26 protein-coding genes and 2 pseudogenes are annotated in these 25,314 nt (G+C 52.0%); 6 read left to right on the forward strand and 22 right to left on the reverse strand.

Annotation, left to right across the window (positions count from 1 at the left end):
* Window positions 1–146: 146 nt before the first annotated feature.
* From IPG80_RS11035 to IPG80_RS11055, 5 genes and pseudogenes are all read right to left on the reverse strand, one after another.
* Window positions 147–770, reverse strand: a complete 624-nt coding sequence (locus IPG80_RS11035) for a 4Fe-4S binding protein (RefSeq protein WP_345106483.1) — start codon at window positions 768–770, stop codon at window positions 147–149.
* A 146-nt stretch (window positions 771–916) separates the two neighbouring features.
* On the reverse strand, window positions 917–2,017 hold the full coding sequence (locus tag IPG80_RS11040) for an NADH-quinone oxidoreductase subunit D (RefSeq protein WP_345106734.1): 1,101 nt from the start codon (window positions 2,015–2,017) through the stop codon (window positions 917–919).
* 222 nt (window positions 2,018–2,239) lie between these two features.
* Window positions 2,240–2,692 (reverse strand): annotated as a pseudogene (locus IPG80_RS11045) (NADH-quinone oxidoreductase subunit C); the annotation flags it as partial.
* The gene (gene nuoB / locus IPG80_RS11050) at window positions 2,692–3,333 is read right to left on the reverse strand and encodes an NADH-quinone oxidoreductase subunit NuoB (RefSeq protein WP_345106486.1); all 642 of its coding nucleotides are present in this window, start codon (window positions 3,331–3,333) and stop codon (window positions 2,692–2,694) included. The gene nuoB and the pseudogene IPG80_RS11045, both read right to left, overlap by 1 nt.
* 164 nt (window positions 3,334–3,497) lie before the next feature.
* Entirely contained in the window at window positions 3,498–3,830 is a 333-nt protein-coding gene (locus IPG80_RS11055; protein WP_345106489.1) for a DUF2834 domain-containing protein, read from the reverse strand.
* A 194-nt stretch (window positions 3,831–4,024) separates the two neighbouring features.
* Here IPG80_RS11055 and IPG80_RS11060 point away from each other — a divergent pair, with 194 nt between their 5' ends.
* On the forward strand, window positions 4,025–4,609 hold the full coding sequence (locus tag IPG80_RS11060) for a winged helix-turn-helix transcriptional regulator (RefSeq protein ID WP_345106492.1): 585 nt from the start codon (window positions 4,025–4,027) through the stop codon (window positions 4,607–4,609).
* A 7-nt stretch (window positions 4,610–4,616) separates the two neighbouring features.
* Window positions 4,617–5,141: a hypothetical protein gene (locus tag IPG80_RS11065; protein ID WP_345106493.1), complete on the forward strand. Its 525-nt coding sequence runs from the start codon at window positions 4,617–4,619 to the stop codon at window positions 5,139–5,141.
* Window positions 5,142–5,145: 4 nt separating this feature from the next.
* Here the strand turns inward: IPG80_RS11065 and IPG80_RS11070 are convergent, their stop codons facing one another.
* The 9 genes from IPG80_RS11070 to IPG80_RS11110 form a co-directional block, all read right to left on the reverse strand.
* Entirely contained in the window at window positions 5,146–5,580 is a 435-nt protein-coding gene (locus IPG80_RS11070) for a cytidine/deoxycytidylate deaminase family protein (protein WP_345106496.1), read from the reverse strand.
* Window positions 5,581–5,720: 140 nt separating this feature from the next.
* Entirely contained in the window at window positions 5,721–7,562 is a 1,842-nt protein-coding gene (gene glmS / locus IPG80_RS11075) for a glutamine--fructose-6-phosphate transaminase (isomerizing) (protein ID WP_345106499.1), read from the reverse strand.
* A 429-nt stretch (window positions 7,563–7,991) separates the two neighbouring features.
* On the reverse strand, window positions 7,992–9,842 hold the full coding sequence (locus IPG80_RS11080) for a TadE/TadG family type IV pilus assembly protein (RefSeq protein ID WP_345106502.1): 1,851 nt from the start codon (window positions 9,840–9,842) through the stop codon (window positions 7,992–7,994).
* A 25-nt stretch (window positions 9,843–9,867) separates the two neighbouring features.
* Window positions 9,868–11,412, reverse strand: coding sequence for a VWA domain-containing protein (locus IPG80_RS11085; protein WP_345106504.1), 1,545 nt, complete (start codon window positions 11,410–11,412; stop codon window positions 9,868–9,870).
* Window positions 11,413–11,435: 23 nt separating this feature from the next.
* Window positions 11,436–12,071, reverse strand: coding sequence for a TadE family protein (locus IPG80_RS11090; RefSeq protein ID WP_345106507.1), 636 nt, complete (start codon window positions 12,069–12,071; stop codon window positions 11,436–11,438).
* A 365-nt stretch (window positions 12,072–12,436) separates the two neighbouring features.
* A complete protein-coding gene (locus IPG80_RS11095; RefSeq protein ID WP_345106509.1) occupies window positions 12,437–13,711 on the reverse strand; it encodes a pilus assembly protein TadG-related protein in 1,275 nt (424 codons plus the stop codon).
* Complete coding sequence (locus IPG80_RS11100) at window positions 13,702–14,175, reverse strand: TadE family protein (protein WP_345106512.1); 474 nt, start codon at window positions 14,173–14,175, stop codon at window positions 13,702–13,704. The genes IPG80_RS11095 and IPG80_RS11100 overlap by 10 nt, the downstream gene beginning before the upstream one ends.
* Window positions 14,176–14,177: 2 nt before the next feature.
* On the reverse strand, window positions 14,178–15,314 hold the full coding sequence (locus tag IPG80_RS11105; RefSeq protein ID WP_345106515.1) for a TadE/TadG family type IV pilus assembly protein: 1,137 nt from the start codon (window positions 15,312–15,314) through the stop codon (window positions 14,178–14,180).
* A 7-nt stretch (window positions 15,315–15,321) separates the two neighbouring features.
* Window positions 15,322–16,113: a prepilin peptidase gene (locus tag IPG80_RS11110; protein WP_345106518.1), complete on the reverse strand. Its 792-nt coding sequence runs from the start codon at window positions 16,111–16,113 to the stop codon at window positions 15,322–15,324.
* Between the two features lie 121 nt (window positions 16,114–16,234).
* On the opposite strand from IPG80_RS11110, the gene murA reads away from it, so the two are divergent.
* Window positions 16,235–17,515, forward strand: coding sequence for a UDP-N-acetylglucosamine 1-carboxyvinyltransferase (gene murA / locus IPG80_RS11115; protein WP_345106520.1), 1,281 nt, complete (start codon window positions 16,235–16,237; stop codon window positions 17,513–17,515).
* 43 nt (window positions 17,516–17,558) lie between these two features.
* On the opposite strand, the gene IPG80_RS11120 is transcribed toward murA, so the two are convergent.
* Genes IPG80_RS11120 through trxA form a run of 3 tightly spaced genes read right to left on the reverse strand, consistent with a single transcriptional unit; the run spans window position 17,559 to window position 19,270 of the window.
* Entirely contained in the window at window positions 17,559–18,182 is a 624-nt protein-coding gene (locus IPG80_RS11120) for a hypothetical protein (protein ID WP_345106522.1), read from the reverse strand.
* Between the two features lie 36 nt (window positions 18,183–18,218).
* Window positions 18,219–18,908 carry a hypothetical protein gene (locus IPG80_RS11125; RefSeq protein ID WP_345106525.1) on the reverse strand — a complete coding sequence of 230 codons (690 nt, stop codon included), beginning with the start codon at window positions 18,906–18,908 and terminating at the stop codon, window positions 18,219–18,221.
* 14 nt (window positions 18,909–18,922) lie between these two features.
* The gene (trxA, locus tag IPG80_RS11130) at window positions 18,923–19,270 is read right to left on the reverse strand and encodes a thioredoxin (RefSeq protein WP_345106528.1); all 348 of its coding nucleotides are present in this window, start codon (window positions 19,268–19,270) and stop codon (window positions 18,923–18,925) included.
* A gap of 92 nt (window positions 19,271–19,362) precedes the next feature.
* Here trxA and ftsY point away from each other — a divergent pair, with 92 nt between their 5' ends.
* From ftsY to IPG80_RS11145, 3 genes are read left to right on the forward strand one after another with little or no spacing between them, the layout of a single operon-like run.
* The gene (gene ftsY / locus IPG80_RS11135) at window positions 19,363–20,271 is read left to right on the forward strand and encodes a signal recognition particle-docking protein FtsY (protein ID WP_345106531.1); all 909 of its coding nucleotides are present in this window, start codon (window positions 19,363–19,365) and stop codon (window positions 20,269–20,271) included.
* Between the two features lie 42 nt (window positions 20,272–20,313).
* On the forward strand, window positions 20,314–21,048 hold the full coding sequence (locus IPG80_RS11140) for a PCRF domain-containing protein (protein ID WP_345106534.1): 735 nt from the start codon (window positions 20,314–20,316) through the stop codon (window positions 21,046–21,048).
* 23 nt (window positions 21,049–21,071) lie between these two features.
* Window positions 21,072–21,362, forward strand: coding sequence for a peptide chain release factor-like protein (locus tag IPG80_RS11145; protein ID WP_345106536.1), 291 nt, complete (start codon window positions 21,072–21,074; stop codon window positions 21,360–21,362).
* Window positions 21,363–21,509: 147 nt separating this feature from the next.
* Here IPG80_RS11145 and IPG80_RS11150 read toward each other — a convergent pair.
* The 5 genes and pseudogenes from IPG80_RS11150 to IPG80_RS11170 form a co-directional block, all read right to left on the reverse strand.
* Window positions 21,510–21,656, reverse strand: a pseudogene (locus IPG80_RS11150) (IS3 family transposase); the annotation flags it as partial.
* 83 nt (window positions 21,657–21,739) lie between these two features.
* Window positions 21,740–22,150 carry a hypothetical protein gene (locus IPG80_RS11155; protein ID WP_345106539.1) on the reverse strand — a complete coding sequence of 137 codons (411 nt, stop codon included), beginning with the start codon at window positions 22,148–22,150 and terminating at the stop codon, window positions 21,740–21,742.
* A 530-nt stretch (window positions 22,151–22,680) separates the two neighbouring features.
* Window positions 22,681–23,451 carry a S1 RNA-binding domain-containing protein gene (locus IPG80_RS11160; RefSeq protein WP_345106542.1) on the reverse strand — a complete coding sequence of 257 codons (771 nt, stop codon included), beginning with the start codon at window positions 23,449–23,451 and terminating at the stop codon, window positions 22,681–22,683.
* 212 nt (window positions 23,452–23,663) lie between these two features.
* Window positions 23,664–24,743 carry an LLM class flavin-dependent oxidoreductase gene (locus IPG80_RS11165; RefSeq protein ID WP_345106544.1) on the reverse strand — a complete coding sequence of 360 codons (1,080 nt, stop codon included), beginning with the start codon at window positions 24,741–24,743 and terminating at the stop codon, window positions 23,664–23,666.
* A 118-nt stretch (window positions 24,744–24,861) separates the two neighbouring features.
* Window positions 24,862–25,218: an RNA-binding protein gene (locus IPG80_RS11170; RefSeq protein ID WP_345106547.1), complete on the reverse strand. Its 357-nt coding sequence runs from the start codon at window positions 25,216–25,218 to the stop codon at window positions 24,862–24,864.
* Between the last annotated feature and the right edge of the window lie 96 nt (window positions 25,219–25,314).

The raw sequence follows: 25,314 nt of genomic DNA on the forward strand, positions 1-25,314 counted from the left end.
TAAAATGAATTCGTCACACCTGCACTTGCGTGCTGGTGCAAGTGTTGCGAGGGCGATGGTTTTCGCCCGAAGCAATCTCGGAATTATGTTTGAGATTGCTTCGCCGCAAAAGCAAGTGCGCGGCTCGCAATGACGGAAAGTGTAAGCTACGCCGCCGGAGCAGCCGCTGCCGCAGCATCTGCCTTGGCAGCCTTCGCGGCTTCCTTGGCTTTGCGGGCTTCCTCTTCCTTGTTGTAGTTCAGCGGGCGGATCTCCGCATAGTACGAGGCGGGCTTGAGCAATTTCTCAAGGTTGTACACGTTGCGCTCATAAGAGGCGATGGCGAAATCGTGGTCCATCTTGATGGCATCGAACGGGCAGTATTCCGCGCAGAAACCGCAGTTCATGCAGATATCCATGTCGATATAGAATTCGGCGGGCTGGGGCACGGGTTTGCCGGTGTTGGGGTCATTCGTGCGCACGATCCAGATGCATTGCGGCGGGCAGACCTTGGCGCAGATGCCGCACGAAGTACAGCGGATATCCTTTTTGTCATCCCCGTCGTGGACAAGGAAGGGAACAAAACGGAATTCTTCCGGTTGGATCAACTGTTCTTCGGGGTACTGCACGGTAAAGATACCGCGCGTATTTTTTGAGGAACGGTGCGCAATGCCTTCGGTGGTGTTGTAGCGTTTCTTGCCGCGCACCCACCACGAAATATCATCGAGATACGTTTCGTAAAAGCGATTGAGGGTAACGCCTAATCCTTTTAATATGCCTTTTCCATACATAAGTATTTCTCCATTTCGTCATTGCGAGGGCGTTCTTGTTCTTTGCCCGACACTTGCGCTGCACGCCAGTGCAGTGAGCAATCTCTTAACTGTGTAGTCGGATTGCTTCGTCGGGAAGAGCGCCCTCCTCGCAATGACGTAAAGATTTATCTATCCACTTCGCCCATCACGATGTCGAGCATCGCGAGCAGGACAACGAAGTCAGCGATCTTGACGCCTTTGCACATCGTTTCAACAGCGGTCAGGTTGACGAAGGAAGGCGCGCGGACGTGATAGCGATACGGATTCGGCTTGCCGTTCGAGACGACGTAGAAGGCAAGTTCACCCTTCGGGGATTCGATGCGACCATACGCCTCGCCCGCCGGAACGCGAACCTGATACTGCGGCTTCTGTGAGTTGATCGGTCCGCCGGGGATCTGTTTAAGTGCCTGCTCCAGAATGCGCAGCGACTGGCGAATTTCATCGAAGCGGATCAGGTAGTTGTCGAGCATATCGCCGTTGTAGCGCACAGCCACGTCGAAATCGAAGCGGTCATACACCGAGTACGGGTCGGCGCGGCGCAGGTCATACGGCACCCCCGCAGCACGGAGACACGGTCCCGTCACCGAGTGTTGAATGGCTTCTTCCGCGTTCAAGACATGAATGTCTTTCAGACGGGCAACAAGTACTTCGTTCTCATTGAGGAAGCGTTCCATTTCGTCGGTCTTGGCGGGCAGGCGTTCAAAGACCAGATCCTTGATCTTCTGCATGGCATCTTCAGGAATATCGCGCACCACGCCGCCAAAGCGGAAGTAGTTGCACATCATGCGCGCACCCGAAACGGCTTCGAAGATATCCAGGATCAACTCGCGTTCCTCAAAGGCGTACAGCGAAGGCGTGTACATCGAGCCCATGTCGTTGATGAGCATGCCGACGAAGATGAGGTGGTTCTGAATACGGCTCAACTCCGCCATGATCACGCGGATGTATTCCGCGCGTTCGGCGACGGGGATCTTCATCAATTTTTCAACGGTCACTGCATAGCCGAAATTGTTCGCCATCGAGTTGAAGTAATCGAGGCGGTCGGTGTACGGCATGATCTGCAGGAAGGTGTTGCGTTCGCCGATCTTGTCGTGGTTGCGGTGCAGGTATCCCATGACCGGTTTGAGGCTGGTGATGGTTTCGCCGTTGAGCTCCACAGCCACGCGCAATACGCCGTGTGTAGAGGGGTGATGCGGACCCATATTGACGACCATATGGTCGCCCATTTCTTTTTCGCGCCCGGCATCATTCTTCAAGCTGGAGCGTTCGAGTGAGAAGTAAAGCTGGTCTTCGTTCTGCGGCTGGTAATTATCGAGCTGGAAGTTTTCCGGCAGCTTGATGTTATCGCGATAGGGATTCTTGAATTCCGCATAGGTGTGCTTGCCTTCGGGCCAGCGGCTCTTATACGGTTTCACTTCTTCTTCAAAGAAGGCTTCTTTGTAATCTTTGCGCAGCGGGTGACCCTCAAAGCCTTCCCACATCAGAATGCGGCGCAGGTCGGGGTGTCCGGTGAACTTGATGCCCAGAAGATCCCAGGCTTCGCGTTCCTGGAAATCTGCACCAGCCCATATATTAATGAGCGACGGTACTTCGACAGGGTCAACGCGGTCTGCTTGCACCTTGAAGACCAAGCCGGGTCCGCCTGTGGTGCGGTGGGCATGATAGACCACTTCCATTTTGTTCTCGGCGATGTAGTCCACGCCGGTCACAGAGGAAAGCAGGTCGAAGCCAAATTCATCGCGCAGGGCGGTGGCAACTTCCACGAGGTTTTCTTTTTTGATGATAATGCCCGAGAACCCGGGGCGGGCGTCGGCGCTGACAGAGTCTGGGAAGCGCGCGACCAGGCTTGCGCTGAGTTGAGCCGAAGCGTCCAGGGTTGTAGTGGAGGCGGGAGTAGCCATTATGCACCTTCCTTTTTCGCGGCAGCAGCCACAATTTCTTCAGCGCGGCGTACGTCAATCAGATCCGGTCCGAGGATGGGCATGGGCACGTAGTTGGAGTCAACCTTGCCCTTTTCATACCAGCGCACTTTCTTGATGGATTGATTATCGATCTTCTCTTGCAATTTGATCATGCCTGCGATCAATGCCTGTGGGGTGGGCGGGCAGCCGGGGATATAGACATCCACGGGCAGGAACTTGTCGATCCCTGCGACAACGTTATAGCCTTCTTTGAAAGGTCCGCCGCTGGAAGCGCAAGCGCCCATTGCCACCACATATTTCGGCTCAGGCATCTGGTTGTATAAGCGGATGATGGACGGCAGCATTTTCTTGGTGACGGTGCCCGAGACCAGCATCATATCTGCCTGACGCGGGGTGGGGCGCATCACTTCCATACCGAAGCGTGCCATATCGTAGCGTGCGGTTTGCGCGGCGATCATTTCGATCGCGCAGCATGCCAGACCGAACATCAGGGGCCACACCGACCAGCGGCGTCCCCAGTTGTAGAGGCGGTCGAGCGTGGTGATCGAAACCACGTTCTGAATGTCCTCCGGGATGTTGTAGTTCGGCAGGTTCAATCCTTCGTATTTATTTTCTTCCATGGATGTGCTCCTCGTACCAGTCTTGGTATATCGCGTATAGGATGTCGTCGTTCACGAGCGCGGGATCATCCTCAAATTCCGAAAGTGCAAGCGTCCAGTCTAATATCTGTTGCAGGGTTACTTCTTCGATGTTCACATGAGTATGTGTGCGACGTAGTGCAGGCTCATTGTTCAAGTTGTCGTTCACGAAAATAAAGAAAGAGCGGCAAGGCAAATGAAAGCCCGACCATCAAGGTCGCCAGTGGGTATGCCCACCAATACTTCATCTGCAAGCGTTTGGCTTCGTTGTAAAAGAAGGTCCATGCCGCGAAGACGGAAATGGTCAGGTCGGCGGCGAGTAATGCGCCCCAATCCAGAGCAGTCAACTGCGCAAGAGCTGCGGTCGTGCTCATTTCGTTGGCTGTATAAAATTTGAAGATGAAATAATAAGGAAGGACAAAACCAATTACAGTGAGAATTAGATAGATGATCTTTTTCAAAGCGGTATTTTCCTTCACAATGATTTGAATTATAGCCAGCGGAAGGAAAACCGTCAATTGAATTATGCAAAAATATATTTACATAAATAAGAAAGTGAATATAATCACTCCCAACGGATGACACCCACAGGACGGTGCCCGCATCGCGCTTAATTTGGGCTTGGTCCAGTTTCTGAAAATTTTCTACTCTGACGCTTTGCGCATAGGCAATTATGACGACTTCCCGCCAAAAAATCCTCTCTCACCTCAAAAAGGCTCGCTCCGCTTCCGCCCGCGAGATCGCCCGCGCCTTGAAACTGTCCGCGCCGAATGTGCGCCATCACTTGTCAGTGTTGTGTTCCGATGGACGCGTGGAGATGACCTCCGTTCACAACCGCGAGGGTAGGGGCAGACCCGAGAAAGTGTATTCACTGTCCGAAGCGGCATTGGGAGATAACCTCTCGGTGTTGGTTCAAGCTGTACTGACACAAGCAGGCTCAACGTTAAAGATGGAGGCGGTGGCTCGTCTCGTTCTGGATGATGGTGCTTTTGCCGGTCTTTCCATGAATCGACGCCTGGCGCTGCTTGTCGAAAAATTAAACGAGATGCACTATCAGGCAAAATGGGAGGCGGGTGCGGGCGGTCCGCGGGTGCTGTTGGGGCACTGCCCGTACGCACGGGTGATTGATGCTCACCCCGAAATCTGTACAATGGACGCAGCCTTGTTGAAGAACGCTCTGGCACGGGATGTTTCGCCCCTGAAAAAGACCGAGACCCCAACCAAAGGCATGTGCCCCTTTATTTTTCAGATCGGATGATGCCTGTATGTTATATGAATTTACCGAAGACGACCTGCGTTCGAATCAGCGCGGATCTGTGACTCCCGCTCAACAAGCATGGCTTGAAAGTTTCGCCAGGGGATTGGTTGCCTCGCACCGCGGCGGCTGGCCCGTCATCATTTTCTTTTTGCTGTTGGGGGCAGGTTTGATCCTGGCAATGAATCTTTCCAACGAAAGCACACGGCGCGCCTTTTTGGCAGACCCGACGATTGCGATCGTGTTATGTGCAACACTCCCCGTCGTTTTGGGAATTTATGGGTTAAGCGCCATTTTTACCAGGCGTAGAGCGGTTAAGATCTCCAACCCGGTCTTGAAAACCGCCGAGGGCATCATCCGTCTGGATGAGGAGCATTCGCGTGTTGGCACCACCTACTATGTTTTTGTTGGCAGGACCAAGTTTAAGTTTGGTGTTGATATGAGCCATTATTTCCCGGATGGACGCACATGCCGGGTCTATTTTACTGAGACCACGATCGTACGCGCGGTCTTATCGTATGAGTTGACCGGCTGAAGATTTAAGCAGGCGGGGTAAATTCTTTGTAGACCACTTCGATATTGGCGGCATTCAGAAAATTGATGGCGTTCTCGTCACTGCGATATGCTACACTATAAACGATTCGTGTGATGCCTGCGTTGATGAGTGCCTTGGTGCAGTTGATGCATGGCAGGTGTGTGACATAACAAGTCGCGCCCTTGGTTGAAACACCATGCAGCGCCGCCTGAATGATGGCGTTGGTCTCGGCGTGAATGGTGCGCACACAATGCCCCTCCACCATCAGGTGCCCGATCTCGTCGCAATGTCCCTGCCCGGCGGGTGAGCCGTTGAAGCCGGTGGTCAAAATGCGTTTTTCGCGCACGAGCACACAGCCCACAAAGGCACGGTCGCAGGTACTGCGCTCCGATACGGCATAAGCGATCTTCAAAAAGTACGAGTCCCAGTCTGGTCGCATATCAAACTCCAAATGTGAATTGCCGCTTATTTTACCCGCTTCTCGCATGCTTCCCCTTGAATGCAGGATAAAGATTGGTCAAGAATCAATAAGATCTTATAAAAAATCCCCTCGAGTCATCGAGGGGATTTTTTTTGTTTTTATTCCACGGTTACGCTTTTTGCCAGGTTTCTTGGCTGATCCACATCCAACCCGCGGATCGTGGCGATGTGATATGCCAACATTTGCAGCGGCAGGACGGTAATGATGGGCGAGAGCATCCACGGCGCTTCGGGCACCCACAGCACATGGTCTGCCATGTTTTTCACGAGGTCATCGCCTTCGGTGGCAACGGCAATGACCATGCCGCCGCGCGCCTTTGCCTGCTGGATCTGCGAGATCATCTTCTCGTGCCAGGGGTCTTTGGGCGTAATGCACAACACCGGCATTTCTTCATCGATCAATGCGATCGGACCGTGCTTCATTTCACCTGCCGGGTAGCCCTCGGCATGGATGTAGGAAATTTCCTTGAGCTTCAACGCGCCTTCATAAGCGATCGGCATGTTGATGCCGCGACCGAGATACAAACAGCCTTTAATATCCTTGAGCGCGTGCGCCACTTTTTCCACATCGGCTTCGCTGTCCATCACGCGACCTGCCAGGTCGGGCACGAGACGCAGGTCAGAGACGAGTTCGCGGCGGGTCTTTTCATCGATCACCCCACGCAGGTCCGCCAGGAGGATCGCCAGCATGTATTGATCCACCAGCGGCGCAGTGAATGCCTTGGTGGACGCCACACCGATCTCAGGTCCGGTCTGCATCGAGATATATCCATCCGCCACACGCATGGCTTGCGACCCGATGGCGTTGACGATGCTCCACACAATGCCGCCCTTTTTGCGTCCTTCTTCCATGGCTGCCAGCGTATCTGCCGTTTCGCCAGACTGCGAAATGGCAAGCACCACGGTGTTCTCGTCCACGATCGGGTCGCTGTAACGGAATTCAGAACCGATGACCACTTCCACGGGAATGCGCGCGATCTTTTCGATCAGATACTTGCCGACCATGCCCGCATAAGCGGCGGTGCCGCAGGCGGTGATGTAAATGCGCTGAATGCGCTTGGCCAGTTCGGGCGTCAGGTTCAGCTCTGGCAGGCGGATGCGACCTTCTTTGAAATCCACGCGCCCGGCGAGGGTATCTGTCAGCGCGCGGACTTGTTCATGAATTTCCTTCTGCATGAAGTGACGATACTCGCCCTTCTCGGCAGAAACGGCATCAAAGGCAATGGTATGAATTTCCGGCTTCACTTCCTCGCCGTCGATGGTTTCAATGCGAAAACTGTCTTTGGTCAAAACCACCATCTGACGCGACTCGAGGAAGATCATGCGGCGGGTGTGTTCCAAAATGGCGGGGATATCCGAAGCGAGATAATTTTCCCCTTCGCCCAAGCCTACAACGATGCCACCGGCATTCCCGATGCGCGCAGCGATGATCTTATCCGGCTCATCGGTGGAAAGCAGCAGCACCACATTCGCGCCTTCGATCTGCTTGAAGGTGCGGCGTGCGGCTTCCTCGAAAGAAATGCCAGCCGCCTTGTTATGCTCTGCAAGATGCACAATGGTTTCTGTATCTGTGTCTAAGTTAAAGATCACGCCTTCTGCGCCAAGTTCTTCTTTTAACTCTAAAAAGTTTTCCACAATGCCGTTATGCACCACAACCATCTTGCCGGTGTTGCCAACATGCGGGTGCGCATTGCGAGCCGAGGGCGCTCCATGGGTTGCCCAGCGTGTATGCCCAATGCCCGGCGCGCCCGTCAACGGCGACTTGCCCAGCAGGTCCACCAGTTGCTGCAACTTGCCCGCATCGCGGCGCACATCGATCTGACCATTATTAATGACGGCAACGCCCGCGGAGTCATAGCCGCGATATTCCAGGCGCTTCAAGCCGTTGATGATGATCGGGGTCGCATCCTTCGGACCGACATAACCGACGATTCCACACATAATAGGGATTCCTCCAATTTAAGTAGATTTGAGAATCGATACCCGCGCGCGTCCTACTTAACCGACGCCTGCTGACTCGACCCATACAATGTGCCACCCGCTGCCTTTTGCTCCCGCGGTCACCCGCAGGGTTTGTAGGACAGCTATTTTCTTATGGAGGGAAAGATGGACGGGTGGTGGCACCACCCGAAGGGCTTCCGCTGAACTCTCGATTTTCCTGCCTCGCCCACATAATAAAGGGGGAGGTAGTTGGCTCCATTTTGCAATGGAGAACCCTTGTCCTCGTCAACTTTGGCGTGAATGCCAAAGTCCATGCGCTGCCTTTCCCTGGCTGTTTCCTCTTACGACACCTCCTTTCAAAAGCTCGAGCGCGATTATACCGTAAAAAAAATAACGCCCGCACTCATGTGCGGGCGTTATTTTTAGATCTTAGGTGTCACCTACGTCGGTGGCGGTCGGCGTTCTCGACGGGGTCGTCGTGATGGTCGGCGTGTTCGACGGTAGAGACGTCGGCGTCTTGGAAGGCGTGTTCGTCTTGGTCGGCGTCTTCGACGGGGTCAGCGTGGGCGACGGTGTGTTCGACGGGGTTGGCGTCTTGGAAGGCGTCAGTGTCTTGGTCGGTGTTCTGGTCGGCGTCAGAGAAGGCGTCAACGTGATCGTCGAAGTCGGCGTCTTGGAGGGCGTCAATGTGATCGTCGATGTAGCCGTCTTGGTCGGCGTCTTCGAAGGCGTCAGCGTGATTGTCGGCGTCCTTGAGGCGGTCGGCGTGGCGGTCTTGGACGGCGTCAGTGTGATGGTATTGGTTGGCGTCCTGGTCGGCGTCAATGTGACCGTTGGTGACGGCGTTCTGGAAGGCGTCAACGTGATCGTCGGCGTTCTGGTCGGCGTCGGTGTCTTGGACGGCGTCAGTGTGATCGTCGAAGTCGGCGTCTTGGAAGGCGTCTGCGTAATGGTTGCCGTCCTTGAGGGTGTCGGCGTCTTGGAAGGCGTCAAGGTCTTGGAGGGCGTCGCCGTCTTGGTCTCTGTCTTGGTCGGCGTCAACGTTTTGGTAGCGGTGGACGTTTTAGTAAACGTAGGTGTGGCGGTGAAGTCATTTACTGTGCCGGGGGGCAAGGTGCAGTCGCCATAACCAGGGAAATTAAAGGTCAGAACGACAGTCCATATACCGGTGAGGGGCGGGGTTTTGAAATCTGCCACCCAGCTTACCTGAGTCCCGTTGCCTGCAATGGGCTGCGAGAGATCCAGAATGGTCGTGCTGATCGGCGCGTTGATGATATTCGTGGCACTTGGGTCGTCATATTTCGTTGCGAAGGTTGTACTGTCGTAGTAATTACCGACAGCGAGTGTACCCGGCGACCAGGTCAGTGTGGAACTGACAAGGTAGGCTTGGGCAAAGTTGTTGTTGATCACGCGTGCTTCAAATTTATCTTTACCGGAGTTAAAACGCGTGCGGTTGATGAAGATGTTACTGCACGAAGGCACCGGCGTGTTGGTTGGCGTGTTGGTGGCGGTGCTTGTTGAGGTAGCCGATGCCGTTGGCGTACTGGTATCTACGGGTGTGGAGGTCGGCGTATTCGTAATGGTCGGCGTCTTGCTGGGTGTGAAGGTATGGGTTGGGATGGTGAACGGAATTGGGGTATTGATGGCGCGTGAGGCGCGGAAGCGTTCCACGATGCCCTGGCGGTACGAAGCAAGATGGATCATATCCGGTTCGATGCCGAAGATCGGCAGCACCATGAACCTGAAGTTGTAATCAGCCATGACAACGACCATACCACCCGAAACACCGGGATGTTCATTGCGAACACCGCCTAAAAGGCAGTCGCCATAAACATCGCTTGCCATCAACGGGAAAATGGGAACACGCCCACCTTCCGGTGAACAGACGGTGATGTTAAAGTAATTGTCATCTGCGGTGGAAACGGCAGTGTCTGCACCGCTGAAGAGCGAGGCATCCCGCAGAACGAAGCCCAACACAATGCGTCGGGTCTCATCCTTGATGGAGGGGATGCGGGCGGCGTCTTCCTCGGCTTCATCATCGCAGGTGCCGTCGGCATTGCCTACTGAATCACAGTAGGGCTCTTCAAAATTACCGGTGGTGGCATAGCGGATGCCGAAACGGGTGGAGTTTTCGATGATGATCCAGGCAAACAGCAACCTCGAAAATTCGATAATGCCCACCAACATCAAAAGCACCAGCGGAATGACGAGAGCGAACTCCACCATTGCCTGCGCTTTTTTCCTGCCTTTTCCTTTTTTGCGTTTGGTAAAAATAGACATAAGTTAATCCTTGCAAGCAATCGAATTATTGGGAGAGCTTCGTGAAAATATACTTGCCGATCTCTTCAAAAACCGGACCAAGGTCGCTCAATACCGCTGCGTCTTGATAAAACCCATGGTTCGCACTTGCACCACCAGCGGATTCTGCGATGTATTCTAACAGAGGAGCGCCGCCTGCGGTGTTCGTTTGCAGGAGTGCCCCATACCCAATGGTGAATACCGTAATTCCACCGCCGCTATCCGGGTTTGCAACCAGGTCGGCAATGTCGCGGGCATAGTCATCTGAGTCGTACATGCTGTCGGATTCTGCATGCCTTGAATTGCTATCGGCATCACGGCAGCGTAACGTTGTGCCTGTTGGACAGAAGCCCCAATACTCAGGATCGTCTGGGAACCCATTTGAGTCACTATCTGTAAATGATACTGTCAAAACCGGTTCAGGGCTGGACGCATTTGAAGGACCACCTGCTAATAGAACCAGAGTCCAAAACGAGTCGTCGCGCACGCCGGCAGATTCACGTAAATATTCCTGGCTGCCTGTATATAATGCAAAACCGATATTGGAAGACCCGCAAACCCGCTGGTCATTGCCAGGACCTCTTGTACAGCTATCACTTAAGAAAGTGCCTGCGACGTTATTATGACAAGGCGAACCCGGATCGGTTACATCTCTGTCTATTTCTGCCTGTAAACAGGTATCGCGACAGGTTCCGTAAAATGTTGTGTTGTCTGGATCAAACGGGCATTCCCCAGGTTGAAAAACCCGAATGCCATCGATCGCTGCCAACACATCTGATTCACTATCGTCAAGTGGCAGGACGGTGTAGGCATTTCGAGGTAAAACCCCTCCGATAACGATTATGTCGGGAGTTGGGTTGGTCATGGTTACAATGGCAACCCGATCATACGGGAAGAACATGAAGTCTTCCACGAACTGTGCTGCCAGGGCTTTAATACCTTCCATGGGTTGACAGGTGTGGGCAGCATTGCAAACTGCAGGGTCTTCAGAAGGATCGATTTTGTCATCTTCACCGGTTGGGTTTGTTTCGTACACCATGGAGATGGAATTATCGATTACCAGCACCATATCGATCGAAGCCGCTTCACCGACCGAGCTGGCGGAGATACTGCCGCTGTCAATGCCGACAACACGCATGAACCCAAATTGCACCAGGCGCGTCGCGTCTACGCGGATCAGTTTTCTGCGCGGCAATTCGCAAAGCGCTTCATCATGTTCGGTGCCATCCACATCGGTAATGACGGCATCCGTTTCCGGATCGCGTTTGCAGCGGTAAATGACGATATTATCCGCCTCAGAGTCATTCAGGATCAAAAACTCTTGAGCCGCATCTACAAGGTCTTGTGCCACAAAGCCGCGGCGGTATTGCGAAGCGGAGGCAATGGAGGCAGCATCGATCGCGCGTTTTAGTTTTGCATATTCAATTAAAAGGATACCGCCATCGGTCATTAACCCGATGGCCGAGATCAACCCCACCATGGCAAACACAATGATGACGATGACTTGTCCGCGTTCTGAAGGCTTGGATAATTTATTTAAAAGTTGTTTCATGGCAGCCGCTCATTTTCTTGGGATTAAGTGTCGTCGCAATCCGGGTCTTCGGCAGATCTTAATGGCATGATGCTGTACGCGGTTAAAGGCATGGGGTCGGGGACAACTGCTGTAAACCACGGTAACTGCAAAACTTGATGAAAATTATAACGTACCTCAACTACAAGGATGCCCGCCTTGGGCGACCCGGAAACGAGATGGGCTTGCAGGTCGGCAGGGTTGAGCGCGGTGGAGGCGTTACCATATTTCGAAGAAGATTCGATGGTAGTGATGGCACCATTGCAAGTGCTGTACACGCTAACGATCACATCGTCGGCACTGGGGTCCACTGGAATTCGACGCCCAACTTCGATGTTTGCATATTGCGGGTCAAGGCTTGGGTCAAGGTTCCAGATCACCGCATCATAGATGGTGTCATAAAATGCGTTGTCTTTTGCTGAACCGTAATCGTCCACGAACGGGCTGGCATCTGATCCGAGCCGGGCGCCGTAGCGCGTTGCATCCAAAACGGATAGATAATAATTAAGGGCGAAGCCAAATTCCACCACGCCCGAGAGCAGCAAAATCAGAACCGGGATGGCGATCAAAAACTCGACCATGCTTTGCGCACGTTCCGATTTTTCGGTTCTTATGGAATTCAAGAATGTTTTGATTTTCATGGTTTTGCGGTTTTACCTGAACTTGATCGTTAATGACTAAAATCGAATTTCTGCATAAATGCGAAGAAAACGTTGAGCGACTATGGGTTTGATGAGAGTACAGGGGAATCGCCTGCAATGAATTACTATTTAATTATATCATCTCCGGGTGGGCTCCAAAATTTTCGGAGTTCCCGGATCGCCTTTATTTGGAAGACCCCAAAAAGGCGATACCGCATGGGTGGCTTTGGGCGAAGGAGCGGCGTATTGAATATATTTATTATTAATTATAGCCCACTTCCACGCCTTGGTTATCGTGCAACATTCTTGTAACACTTACATTTTTGTTAGCGGAAAGCCCTGTAAAGGAGATTTTTCTCCTTGTTCTATTTGATCAAAATGACCTCTGGCATACTGAGTGTGTCCCAATTTTGCTCATCTTTGTAATTGATCTCAATGCTGTCATTGCCGTCCACTTCGATGTAGTAGGCAATGATCTGGCTGTGATATGCCGCACCGCGGATGGAGTCGAGCCCGTTGAGGCGCAGATCTGCACGGGGCGCAAGAATGGTGCCGCGGAAGCTGGAGTCGTCAGTTCCGTTGAGATCGATCAGACCGGCGTTATTATCCGGCATGTAAATGAGCAGCCCGGCGCTTGGTCCGCTTTTGGGGGCGCTCAAGTCAACCTGAGCATACCCGCTTATTTTGATATTGCCCTGGTCCATGATGAAGAGCACACCATTGCCCTGCAAAGACTTGCCTTCCGTCACGATGAAGTCGTCTTGCAGACAATAAGCGCCCGGACCCAATGTGTGAACGCCATCTGGCGGGAAGACGCCTTCTTCGTAATTTCCAGATGTCATTTCTCCAGTTTCAAGGTCCACAGTTGCGATTTTTGAACCGCAACCACCCCTCGGCATTCTATAAGGGATGGGGTAGGGGATCGGCGCAACACCGGTCTCGATCGGATACGGGGTGATCAGTTTCGTCTTTTGAATATCCGCGCCGCCCGCCACGGTGATGCGGTTCTCATCGAGGACGCGTACGCTTCCGCTTCCGAAGGAGATGAAAGCACATTTGGGATTGGTTGAATTGACGAACAGACCGCCGCCTATGAGGTTGAGAGTGGCTTCGCTGTGAACCCAAAAACCTCGGCGGCGCTCACAATCTGTTTTAGGGGCAAGGCTGATCAGGGCGTAGCCTGGGAACATCTCGCCAAGCTCAGACGGTTTGGATTGAGATATGACCTGCGCAACACTGGTGATGGTTGGCACACCGATCACCACGCCAAAGTAGGTCTTTAAATGAGAGGTGACGATCACTTCTATATATTCTGAATTTCCGGTGTAATCGCCATTTAGCGGTGGTGTATTTAATTCAACCGTGTTCGTGACCCCGTCGTTATTGTATCCATTTGCGGCGGCGGTTGCCAGAGCCGCGGCGCGCCAGTTGCCGCCTTCGATCCTGGTCAGAGCGGCAGTCAGGGCGGCGGCAGATGCGGCAGTATCTGCGCGGCGTCTGTCGATGAAAGCATTCACTCCGTCGATGGCGAGCGCAGAAGCCCCGATTAGACCGACGATGGAGAACACGATCAGGATCATGGCTTGTCCACGTTCCTTGCGGTTCTTCTTTTTGTTTTGGAGGAAGGATTTTATTTGCATGGCGGTTGTAAGATCACATTCGAAGCCGAACCGGTTAACCTGATCGTATCCGTTCCAACGATTTCACCAGTAAGCGGCATGATAATTGGATAGTTGTACGATACCCGTACTTCAACGTAATTGGCGGTTCCTTTTGTGACGCCTTCGCAGGACTTCCCTTTGAATTTTATTTCAACACTTACCTGCTCTTTGTCTCGGAGGTTCACGGGGGAGGAAAAGACTTCATCATCTTCGCGCGGCAGTATATTTCTGGCGCGGTTCTCTATCTGGGTCTTATTGCCGGGGTTGAACGAGCCATATAACGCACCTTCCTGGGCGGCATCTCTCAATATGGAATAAGAAAACAGCGCCATACCGAAGTCGAATGTGGCGAGCAAAATAAGCAGGATCACCGGCAGGCTGATCGCCAGCTCTACCAAGCTTTGCCCCTTCTCGTTTGAACGCATTTGTTTCTGTTTGGGCATGGTTAATTTCTTGAATCCACCGGGTAATTTGTACAGCCGGGGTTGCCGATAAGGATAATGATGCGCTCTGTGCCGTCTTGATAGCGGTAATTTTGGTCGAATTGGAACTCTATCACCGAATCACCCGGCGGGATGGACGGGTAGTACGCGCTCACAAAACCAGATGGGGCGAACATCTCGCCAGTCCAACCCTGACCCGCAAATTGAACCTGGTTGAGTCGCAGCGAAGGGGTACCGCCGGTATCATGATTCCATTCGATGTAGACCGAAGCCGTGCTGAGCGTGACGCCGGTATTGTTCTTGACCCGCATAGACATGATATTGCCGGAAAATTCCAATGGTCCATGCAATACTGCGAAATCGCCTGTGCATTTGATCTGCGTGGAAGTGGGGGTGGGGATCAGGCTCGCCGTCGGTGTGATGGATGGGGTGAAGGTGAGTGTGGGTGGCGGCGTATTCGTTGAAGTAAGCGGGAAGGCGGTTCTGTACGCTTCATACGTGGCATTGAATGTGGCGGTATATGTAGAGGTGGCAACTTCTTCCGAAGGAGTGCGCGAAGGCATTCTTGATGGAGTTGCTGTCTCTGCTTTGAATCCGGTTGGGAAGGCGGAACCGAAAATGGGGACAGAGATCAGGAAGGTGCGCGCATTGGCAGAGACCACTTGGAGCGGCTCAATATTAACGATTGGGAGGATTGGTTCATATGAAGCCGATACTTGCACGATGATACGGTCTCCATTGCGGATAATATTGTCTTCAATCGGGCACTCGTCAACATCTGGATCTGGGTCAATATCCAGGATGGGGATCTGTTCGCCGGATTCTGTTATTCCGCGATCATAGGTGATGTTGATATCATCGAATTCGGTCAGGATCGCAGACTGGTTTGCCATATCGCGAATGCCTTCGCAGTCCTGATAATAGGTTGTGTTGCTGAGAGGTTCGCCGCTCCCCGCGCCATAGCGTGCCGCCTGACGGGAGGCATTTGCCACCGATGCGAAGATGAAGATCAAACGCGATACTTCAATGATGCCGTACAAAAGCGCCACCAACACCGGCAGGGCAAGCATGAATTCAACCATGGCTTGCGCACGCCGGGATTTGTTCTTGTGGGTGGGTGAGATTTTGTGGCGTATCATGAAGATATTAATTAACAGGTAACAAGGCTCTCAGAATGCCGGGGAAGTACACAATGATTGAGGCGCTAATTAAGAAGTAGGGGCCGTAGGGGATAAACATCATCAACGCATTTGCATTGTACCTGCGCGTAATGAGAAGTCCGATCACAAGAATGAAACTGATCAACCCGCCCAGCAGGGTACTCATTATGATGAGAATCCAAATCAGGGGCCAGCCCACCAGGAAGCCAAGCACGGTGGCAAGGATGACATCCCCCTGGCCCAGTGCGTCTTCATCGTCCGCTTCAATGCCTTGAGCTCGCATTCGTTTTGCGCGATACCGTGCAAAGAGGACTCCGAAATAATAAAAAGCAAGCAGGATGACCAGTCCACCCAGTCCACCTAGCAGTGCAGCTGTCAGTCCGCGGGTGATTGTGCCCAGTATCAGCGCGAGTAATGCACCGAAAATGCTTGTCGGGTGAAGGATGAGTCTATGCTCCATATCGATCACGAATACGATGCCGAAATAGGTCATCAAGATCAAGCCCCCCCAATACCCAATCCGGGTGGGTGGGTGGATGAAGGAATACAGGCTGAGCGCCATAATGACAATTTGAACGACCCATACCCGAATTGAACGGAAATGACCGTTTGGGCAGCGCCGGAACAAAAGATAGTTTGTCAGTGAGTAGGCTGAGCCGCAAGTCGGGCAAACAGGCTGACTGAATCGCCGGGTAACAGGCAGGACATCAGAGACATAATTAATGATCCATCCTGCTATCCATCCAAATAGAAGGGGTATTATCCATTCAAGAGACATAAAATCATTATAATTCCAAATTTTCAAGAAGGGAAAGTCATCTCTTCATACAACTGGCTTGCAATGTTGTTGGCAGTTTATGCAAAACGCCATTACAATTTTGAAAATAGGAGACATGATCATGGAAGAATTTGTCATTGAGGGCGGAGTTCCGCTGAACGGCGAAGTCACTCCCTCCGGCAATAAGAACGCAGCCCTGCCCTTGCTTGCCGCCTGCCTTTTAACGGATGAGCCGATCGTAATGCATAACGTCCCCCAGATCCGCGATGTGCTGGCGATGCGAAAGCTGATCGAAAGCCTCGGGACTGAGGTGGAAGAATTGGATCAACACACATGGCGGCTGATTACCCGAGAGTTAACCGCCTCGCATCTGGATCCTGAGCTGTGTCGCCGTATCCGGGCTTCGATCCTCATTGCGGGACCTGTCCTTGCCCGTGCTGGCGGGCTTAAGCTGCCTCCACCTGGTGGAGATGTGATCGGGCGTCGTCGCCTGGACACCCATATCCTGGCTTTGCGCGCATTGGGTGCAGATATTACATACAACCGCGTATTCGATATAAAGGGATCTCAGTTACATGGTGCCGACATACTTCTGGACGAGGCAAGTGTCACTGCTACGGAGAATGCCGTCATGGCGGCGGTTCTCGCAAAAGGCGAGACCACCATTCGTAATGCTGCCTCAGAACCACACGTGCAGGAACTTTGTAATTTCTTGAATGCCCTCGGTGCAAAGATCGAGGGTATCGGCTCGAATGCACTACATATTACGGGTGTCCCCCGACTGCACGGCGGCGAATATACCATCGGACCAGACTTGTTGGAAGTGGTTAGTTACATTGGCGCGGCAGTTGTCACGCATGGAACCATTTTGATCCGCAATGCAGGTGTCAAGCATCTTGAAATGGTGGGGCAGGTCTTTCATCGCTTGGGTGTCCATTGGGAAGTACAAGGGAATGACATCCTTGTCCCTGCCAGCCAAAGCCTTTCCGTGATCTCAGACTTGGATGGCGCCGTGCCGGAAATTAAAACAAATGTCTGGCCAGCTTTTCCAACTGATCTAACCAGCATCGCCATTACAATGGCGACGCAGATCTCGGGTTCCGTCCTTTTTCATGATTGGATGTTCTCAGGCAGAATGTACTTTACTGATAAGCTAGTGGGCATGGGTGCTCGTATCATTCTTTGTGACCCCTACCGTTGCCTTATACAGGGTCCAACCCCTTTGTATGGCGAAAAATTGGAAAGCCCGGATATTCGGGCAGGTATGGCAATGCTGCTGGCTGCGCTGGCTGCCAATGGCACCTCAAAGATCAGGAATATTGTTCAGATTGAACGTGGGTACGAAAAGGTGGATGAAAAACTAATAAAGCTTGGCGCAAAGATCAAACGCGAAGTGGAATAAAAAAAAGAGCCGCGATTATGTCGCGGCTCTTTTTTTTTATTGGTTATTTCGAGACAATAACTTCCTTCTTGATATTGACTGGGAAGGTGTGATTGTCACCAACTTTGACGATAAAGTATCCTTCGGACTGGCTGGTATCACCATCTGGATAAGTGATCCATGCATAGGCATAGTAATCGCCCTTGGGGAGGGATACGGTTAAGTCACCATTTTTGCTGATCGGAAACGGGTTGGATGAATGACTTCCGCACTGACCAAATAAGTTGGGCGTATACATGTATAGTGTCAGGGAAACAGTGCCGCCGGTTATGTTTTCAAAGCGAACTTGGGATTGCGGACCAGCTTCACCGAGGTTGATGATGCTATCGCACTGCCCGCCGCCGCCGGAGCTGCTGGCTGCCTGGGTTGCGGTAGGAAGAATTAATGATTCCGTGGGCAGAGGCAGGGGAGTAAAAGTAGGCAATGGGGTGGGGCTGGGGGTTTCTGTGGGAGGCAGGGGGGTGTTGGTGGGGATGGCAGCTTGGGTTTCTGCAACCATGGTGAATGCAGCAGCGATCGCTGTGCCCTGAACTTCTTCAGGGGCAAGGGTTGGTTCTGCCGGTTGCCCGCCGCAAGCGACGACCAGGACGGCAAGCAATGCCATGGTGGGGATTATCTTTTTGATCATTTAAATCTCTCCATTTTATATTCGAAATTTCTTAGACTAATTTTTCTTTACGTTTACCTTATTTGCAGAAAACGTAATCGTGATGAAACCATCTTGCTCTAACGAAAAACCGCCATCAAACTGTCTGCCACCGACCCAGGCAATGTAGGTATAGGATCCGGCAGGAGCGCCTACATTGATATTCTTTCTGACCGGATATTCAAGGATTGTAACATTTCCGCCTTTTGTAATACAGCGCAAGGAAATGTAAACTTCCACATCGGCTTTATTGAACAAACTAATTGTACCTGATGGAAGGTTGGCTGGCTGCGTTCCAGAGATCAAGGGTTTAGGTGTACCATCCAGAGTAGGTGGTATCGTCGTAGCGCTTGAAGTTTGGGTAGGACCTTCTGTTGGCGGAGTTCCAGTGATTGTAGTCGGTGTCCCGCCGGGTGTAACCGTCCCTGCAAGGAGGGTTGATGTCAATGTTAGAAAAATGGGATTGACAGTTTCTGTCGCGGTCGGCTTTGTAGCGGTTTGCGAAGGAGTAAAAACGATAGGGGTTTCGCTTGGGACCGAAGTAAAGGTCGGCTGGGATTGAAGTGTCTGTTGTACAAGTACCGCTGCCGTACTTTGCAGGTCCGTCTCTGAAACAGGGGTGGCATATACCTGAGGTTGTGAAAAAGCAGGCATGCATGCGCCAAGCAGTAATGCCTGTGTTGCGGCAACCAAAAACAAACCCTTCATACCCGTCTTCAAGACTACGCCTGTTGACCCGCAACTTCCATGAATTGATTTACAACATCACGAAGCATGCGTTCGGGGAGAGCGCCAACCTGGCGGTGTACAACCTTGCCATTTGAAACGAACAACAAGGTGGGAATTCCCTGAATACCAAATTTTTGCATCCATTCTGCATGATCATCTGTATTAACTTTCGCGACAATGATCTTGCCTTCCATTTCCTTTGCAAGTTTGTCCAAGGTGGGTGCGATCATTTTGCAAGGATTGCACCACGGTGCCCAAAAATCCACGATTACAGGAAGTTGAGACTGCATGACAACTTTTTCAAAGGACTCGTCAGTGATGTGTAGAGGTTCTCCAGCCATTTTTGTTTCCTTTTTCTTTCATTAATTACTTTATCAAAGGCTCGATTTAGCCAAATGAGTATAACATAAAATCCCTGATATAATCGCCGCCCATGAGCATTTTCTCACGATGGCGCGAAGGACTTTCCCGCACAAGCAAGGCTGCATTTGGTCAGATCGCATCCATTCTCGGCGCAACTGAAATCACCGACGAAACCTGGGATGATCTGGAAGCTACATTAATACAAGCAGACCTTGGGATCGAAACCACATCTTCAATTTTGGATGCGTTGAAACGCCTCACCCGAACTGAAGGCTGGACGCGTTCCGGGGAGCTTTTTTCTGCGCTGAAGCAGGAACTGCGTTCGCGACTTATTGTGCCGCCCATCATTGATTTTGGGATTAAGCCAACAGTTATCCTCGTTGTTGGGGTCAATGGTTCCGGGAAGACCACCACTATTGCAAAGCTTTCCTCTTTGTATGTAAATGCCGGAAAAAAATTATTACTTGGTGCAGCAGATACGTTTCGTGCTGCAGCGGTTGACCAGCTTCAGGTTTGGGGGGACAGATTGAACGTGGAAGTGATCGCAGGTGCTCCAGAAAGTGACCCTGGTGCCGTGGCTTTCAGTGCTGTTCAAGCGGGAGTTGCCCGTGAAGTCGATATAGTTATGGTGGATACTGCCGGACGCTTGCATACCCGCTTCAATTTGATGGAAGAACTTAAGAAAGTAAATCGAGTGGTGGGGAAGGCATTTCCGGGTGCCCCACATCAAGTTTGGTTGGTGTTGGACGCGACGACTGGTCAGAATGCGTTGCAGCAGGCGCGCTCCTTCAAGGACGCGGTGAATGTTACTGGTGTCATCCTGACAAAGCTGGATTCATCTGCGCGCGGTGGAATGGCGTTTGCCATTCAACGCGAATTGGGGCTGCCGATCCTTTTTGCCGGGCTTGGCGAGAAACCTGAAGACCTGACGCCTTTCGACCCCGATGCATTCGTAGATGGAATTTTGGCAGATCAATAGGAGTAGAAATGCAGGACTTATTACAACGATTAAATACCGCAAATGAGACCGTCCAACAATTATTGGAGCGTCTTTGACCTGGTAGGAAAACAGAACCAGCTTTCGCAACTCGAAAAAGATATTGAGCATCCCGATTTCTGGAATGACTCCACTGCCGCACAAAAGGTAATGAAGACCCTGTCCAGTCTGCGCGATGAAGTGGACGCGTGGGCGAGCATCAAGCAGCAATTGCACGACTTGACCGATCTGGTAAAACTGGACGACGAATCGTTGCGAGACGATTTGGAAGCAGAGACCAAAAAGTTGGAGGCAGACCTTGAGAAGCGCGCCTTTGCGGCGATGCTTTCCGGTCCGTTTGACCACGATGATGCCATCCTTGCCATCCATGCCGGTGCAGGTGGGACGCTCTCCAGATTGGGCAGAAATGCTCCAGCGCATGTACCTGCGTTGGATCAGAGCCGCGGGTTTACGGCAGAAATATTAGACTCAACCCCTGGTGAAGAAGCCGGCATTAAGAGTGTTACGATCGCGGTGGGCGGGCGTTATGCCTTTGGGTATATGCGTTCTGAAAAAGGAGTGCATCGCTTGGTACGTCTCTCTCCGTTCGATGCGGCTCATCGTCGCCATACTTCATTTGCGCTTGTGGAAGTTCTTCCGCAAGTTTCCATGGATGAGGCAGATGTGGAGATCAACCCTGGCGACGTGAAGATGGATGTGTTCCGTTCTTCAGGGGCAGGCGGTCAGAACGTGCAAAGAATGCTACTGCTGTTCGCCTGACGCATATCCCAACTGGGATTGTTGTGACGTGTCAAAATGAACGTTCGCAGACGCAGAACCGTGAATTTGCCATGCGCATCCTGCGCGCCCGTTTGGTTGAATTGAGACGGGCAGAAAAGGAAGAAGAGCGGGCAGTCTTGCGTGGCGAATATACCAAAGCCGAGTGGGGCAGCCAGATCCGCTCGTATGTATTGCACCCTTATCAAATGGTGAAGGATCATCGCACATATTCTTCAGGTCGGAAGTGCTCAAGCTGTTTTAGATGGCGATCTGGACGGGTTTATGGAAGATTATCTGAAGAGCGGGGAAGGTAAATAACGATAGGACTTAAATAAAAAAAAGCGCTGGCAATTAGACTGAACCCTATAAGGAAGACACAAAAAGAAAGCCCCCGCTGGTCAAATGGACAGACACCTGGTTTCGTAGGGTGTCTGTCTTGTTTTCAATTGTATCCGTTCCTAGTTGTAAAAGTAAATGTATTCGTCAATGAGTTGCTCTGTATCCTTAAAGGTGGTTTTGTTTGAAGTGTCGTAAATATTCCTCCTTGAGGTGTCCGAAGAAGTTCTCCATCGGAGCGTTGTCCCAACAGTTTCACGCCGCGACATGGAAGGCGTGATGTTATACTCGCCGGTAAGGACATGATATGGGTCGAAGTGTATTGGGTCCCTGGTCACTGTGGAGGAGAAGTCCATCAGTGACCTTTTGCTGGGCTTGTTTTAGAGGTCTGTGTCACCAGTGCAATCGAGTTGCTGAGATCAAAGCATGAGCCACAATAAAGCCGTCGTAGAGATCCCTTGATGGTGGACAGATACGCCCAGCCCTGCAAGGTGCGAATGAAGGTGACATCCGTGACCCACTTCTGATTTGGCTTTGTTGCGAGGAAGTCCCGATTGAGCAGGTTGGGATAGCGGTGGTAGGTGCCAAGTTCTTCCAGTTTTTTGTACATTTTGGGCTTTCTGGCTTGCGAACGAATGCCCAGCTTGCCCGTGAGCCTCAAAACTGCCTGTGATGACCGCAACCCAGCTTTCGTTGGAGGTGGATCGTGATCCGCCGATACCCGTAGCTTGTGCGAGTCCTCATAAACCGTTTGGATCTTCTGCATGCGTTCCCTGATCCGGGTCGGTCCTGCCAGCTTTCTGACCCAAGCATAATACGCCGCTCGCGAAACACCGAAGAATTTCGCACATCGCTTTCACTTCGTATTCTTCCTTGTGGTGGTAGATCGCCCGATAATTGCGCTGGCGAGAGGCCGCACTTCCCGCAATTCGGTATGGATTTTTTAGCAGTGCTTTCTCCATGCGTAACCGTGCCACTTCCCGCTCTTCGCCTGCCTTCAGCGGTCGTCCAATCGGCTTATGAAATGAGAGTTCTCCTTCTCGCCGATACATCTGCACCCAGATTTTGATCCGTTCTGCCTCCGTATTTCCCAGCCAACACCACCTACCGCATACGTCAAATGCTCTTCCAACACTAGACGCACCGCTTCTTGCTTTATCTCCACCTTGTAGTGCAACATTCCTTTTCGTCCTGACAAAAAAGCACCTCCTGTGCTTATCTTCTCACAGGAGGGCTTTCTTTTCGTGTCCGCTTTTCCGGGGTCAGTTCAAATTGCCAGCGCTTTTTTTTATGCTATTAGCCGCCGGTTGGGAGGCGTTTTTCGAGGGTGCTGTTGAACAGTTTTTCCTGTTCCTGTGAAGTGGACTTGATGGATTTGGCGCGAACGTTCTTCTTGCCGTTGGCTTTGTCCAACGCCTGCTGCCATGCGATCTGCATTGCAGTGTATTCAGGCTCGTTGGAAACTTCCTTTTCCATCTCGAATTCTTCGTCCTGCTTCTTGCCCTTGCGCTTGCCTTTGCCTTTGAATTCTCTGGGCTCGGCTGCTTCTTCTTCGATGGTAAGTTCCTGAAGGGCTTTGATGCTCAAGCGGATCTGGCGCTTGCGGCGATCCACATCCAGAACTTTCGCTTCCACTTCATCGCCTGCTTTTACCACATCAGCTGCGGTCTTGACATAGCCGTGAGCAAGCTCACTGACATGGATCAAGCCGGGTCGTTCTGCGCCGAAGTCTACGAAAGCGCCGTAGGTTTCGAGGCGGGTCACCTTGCCTTTGACGACCATATCTGCCTTGAGTTCTTTCCAGTCATAGGCGAGTGGTTCGATCATGGTGAGTTCAACGCGGTCTTTGCGGACGCGCTTGACCCAGACGGTGACTTCCTGTCCTTCCTTGAGAACATCTTCCACTTTATTGACCGCTGTCTCGCTGATCTGTGAAATGTGGAGGACGCCCGGAACGCTTTGTCCGATATCCACCAGCGCCCCCGCGAGTGTGGTCTTCAAAATTTTGCCGTTCAGTTTCGTTTTGGGTTCGAGTGCCACGGCGGGCACGCTGTCGGGTGTAGTCATGATATGCTCCTGCTGTTTGAAATAATGCCGAGGGACGATTATACCTGTCAGGCAACGAGACGTCAATGCATCGGAAGTCTAATAATATTGCAATTAATCGGCACGGCTTTCAGCGAAGCGAGGGTTTATTGAACAGCATTGCTGTTGTACCATGCGTAGGTGTAATGCCGGGCTGTCGAGACGCTGGAAGGCTGAGAAAGATGCGCGGGATTTTATCCGGTCTGGCGGGCTGCGATCTCTTTACGAACCACAGGGGCGACTTTCGTTCCGAAGAGCTCGATGGCGTGCATCATTTTTTTGTGTTCAATGGCATTGTTGCCCATGTACATCAGGAAACGTTGGTGTTTGAAGAGGTCGTATTGGAAGAGGATTTTTTCGATGATCTCTTCGGGGGTGCCGACAAAATCAGAGCCGCGTAGGAGGCGTTGCTTTTCAAGTTGTTCCTGTGTGGCAGGCGCCCAGCCGCGTTCGCGCCCGATCTTATTCATCATGATGGTTTGTAGCGGGTAATATTCATCAATGGCTTCCTTTGCGCTATCGGCGATGAAGCCATGAGAGTTGATGCTGAGCGGGATCTTACTTGATTCAAAACCGTATTCTTTGGAGGCTTCGCGGTAGAGGTCGAGATAGGGGGTAAATCGTTCGGGCATGCCGCCGATGATGGCAAGCGCCATGGGTAATCCCATGGATGCGGCGCGGACAACCGACTCAGGCGTACCCCCAACGGCTACCCATATCGGAATTTTTTCCTGCACCGGGCGCGGATAGACACCAAGGTTGTTCAGCGGCGCGCGATATTTGCCAGACCAGGTAATGTTGGTGGACTCGTTCAATTGTGATAGCAAGCGGAGCTTTTCATCAAAGAGTCCGTCGTAGTCATTGAGATTGTATCCAAAGAGGGGGAAAGACTCGATGAACGAGCCCCGCCCTGCCATGATCTCAGCGCGACCATTGGAGATCAAGTCGACGGTGGCGAAGCGTTGGAAGACGCGTACGGGATCATCGGAGCTAAGCACGGTGACGGCGGTGGAGAGGCGAATGTTCTTTGTGCGCGCAGCGGCAGCGCCAAGGATTACTTCCGGCGCGGAAGCGAGATACTCTACGCGGTGATGTTCACCGATGCCGAAGACATCCAGCCCAACCTGGTCGGCGAGTTCGATGACTTCGAGCATGTTTTTCATCACTTCGGCGGGGTCTTTCTTTGTACCAGTGAGTGAGTTGGTTCCACCATCTACGAAGTTATAAAAGCCAAGTTCAAAAGGTCGGGTTTGGTTATTTTGAGTTTGGGTCATTTTCTTTTCCATATTAAGTTTAAGGGGTTTGCGTGTTTACAGATAGGGTGGAAAGGAGAATCTCTTACCTTGCATCGAAATAGAAAATCCCCTGCAATGTACAGGGGATTTGTTTGATTTACCAGCGTTGTCTGTCGTTACCGCCGCTTTTGGGCTTGCTGCGTCTGCGGTCATTACCACCGCCGCGATTGTTGAAGCCGCCACCGCCGCCAAATCCGCCGCGTTCTTCGCGGGGACGGGCAACATTTACTGTGAGCGCGCGGCTCTGGAAATCCTTGCCGTTGAACATGCTGATCGCGTTCTGCATGTCCTGCTCGTTCGCCATTTCCACAAAAGCGAAGCCTTTGGAGCGACCAGTCATTTTGTCCATGATGACTGCCACAGACTTGACCGCGCCCGCCTGGGCAAACAGAGTTTGCAATTCGGCGTCGGTGACGGAGTAGGCAAGGTTGCCAACGTAGAGCTTGTATTCCATTGTAATCTCCTGATGTGCGCGATGGAGTCTTTGACCACATCACTGCACCAATGCTCCGCCCGCGAAATTAGAGGCTGGGCGGCTGTAATGGCATGC

Source organism: Candidatus Villigracilis vicinus, assembly GCF_016702885.1.
GTDB lineage: Bacteria > Chloroflexota > Anaerolineae > Anaerolineales > Villigracilaceae > Villigracilis > Villigracilis vicinus.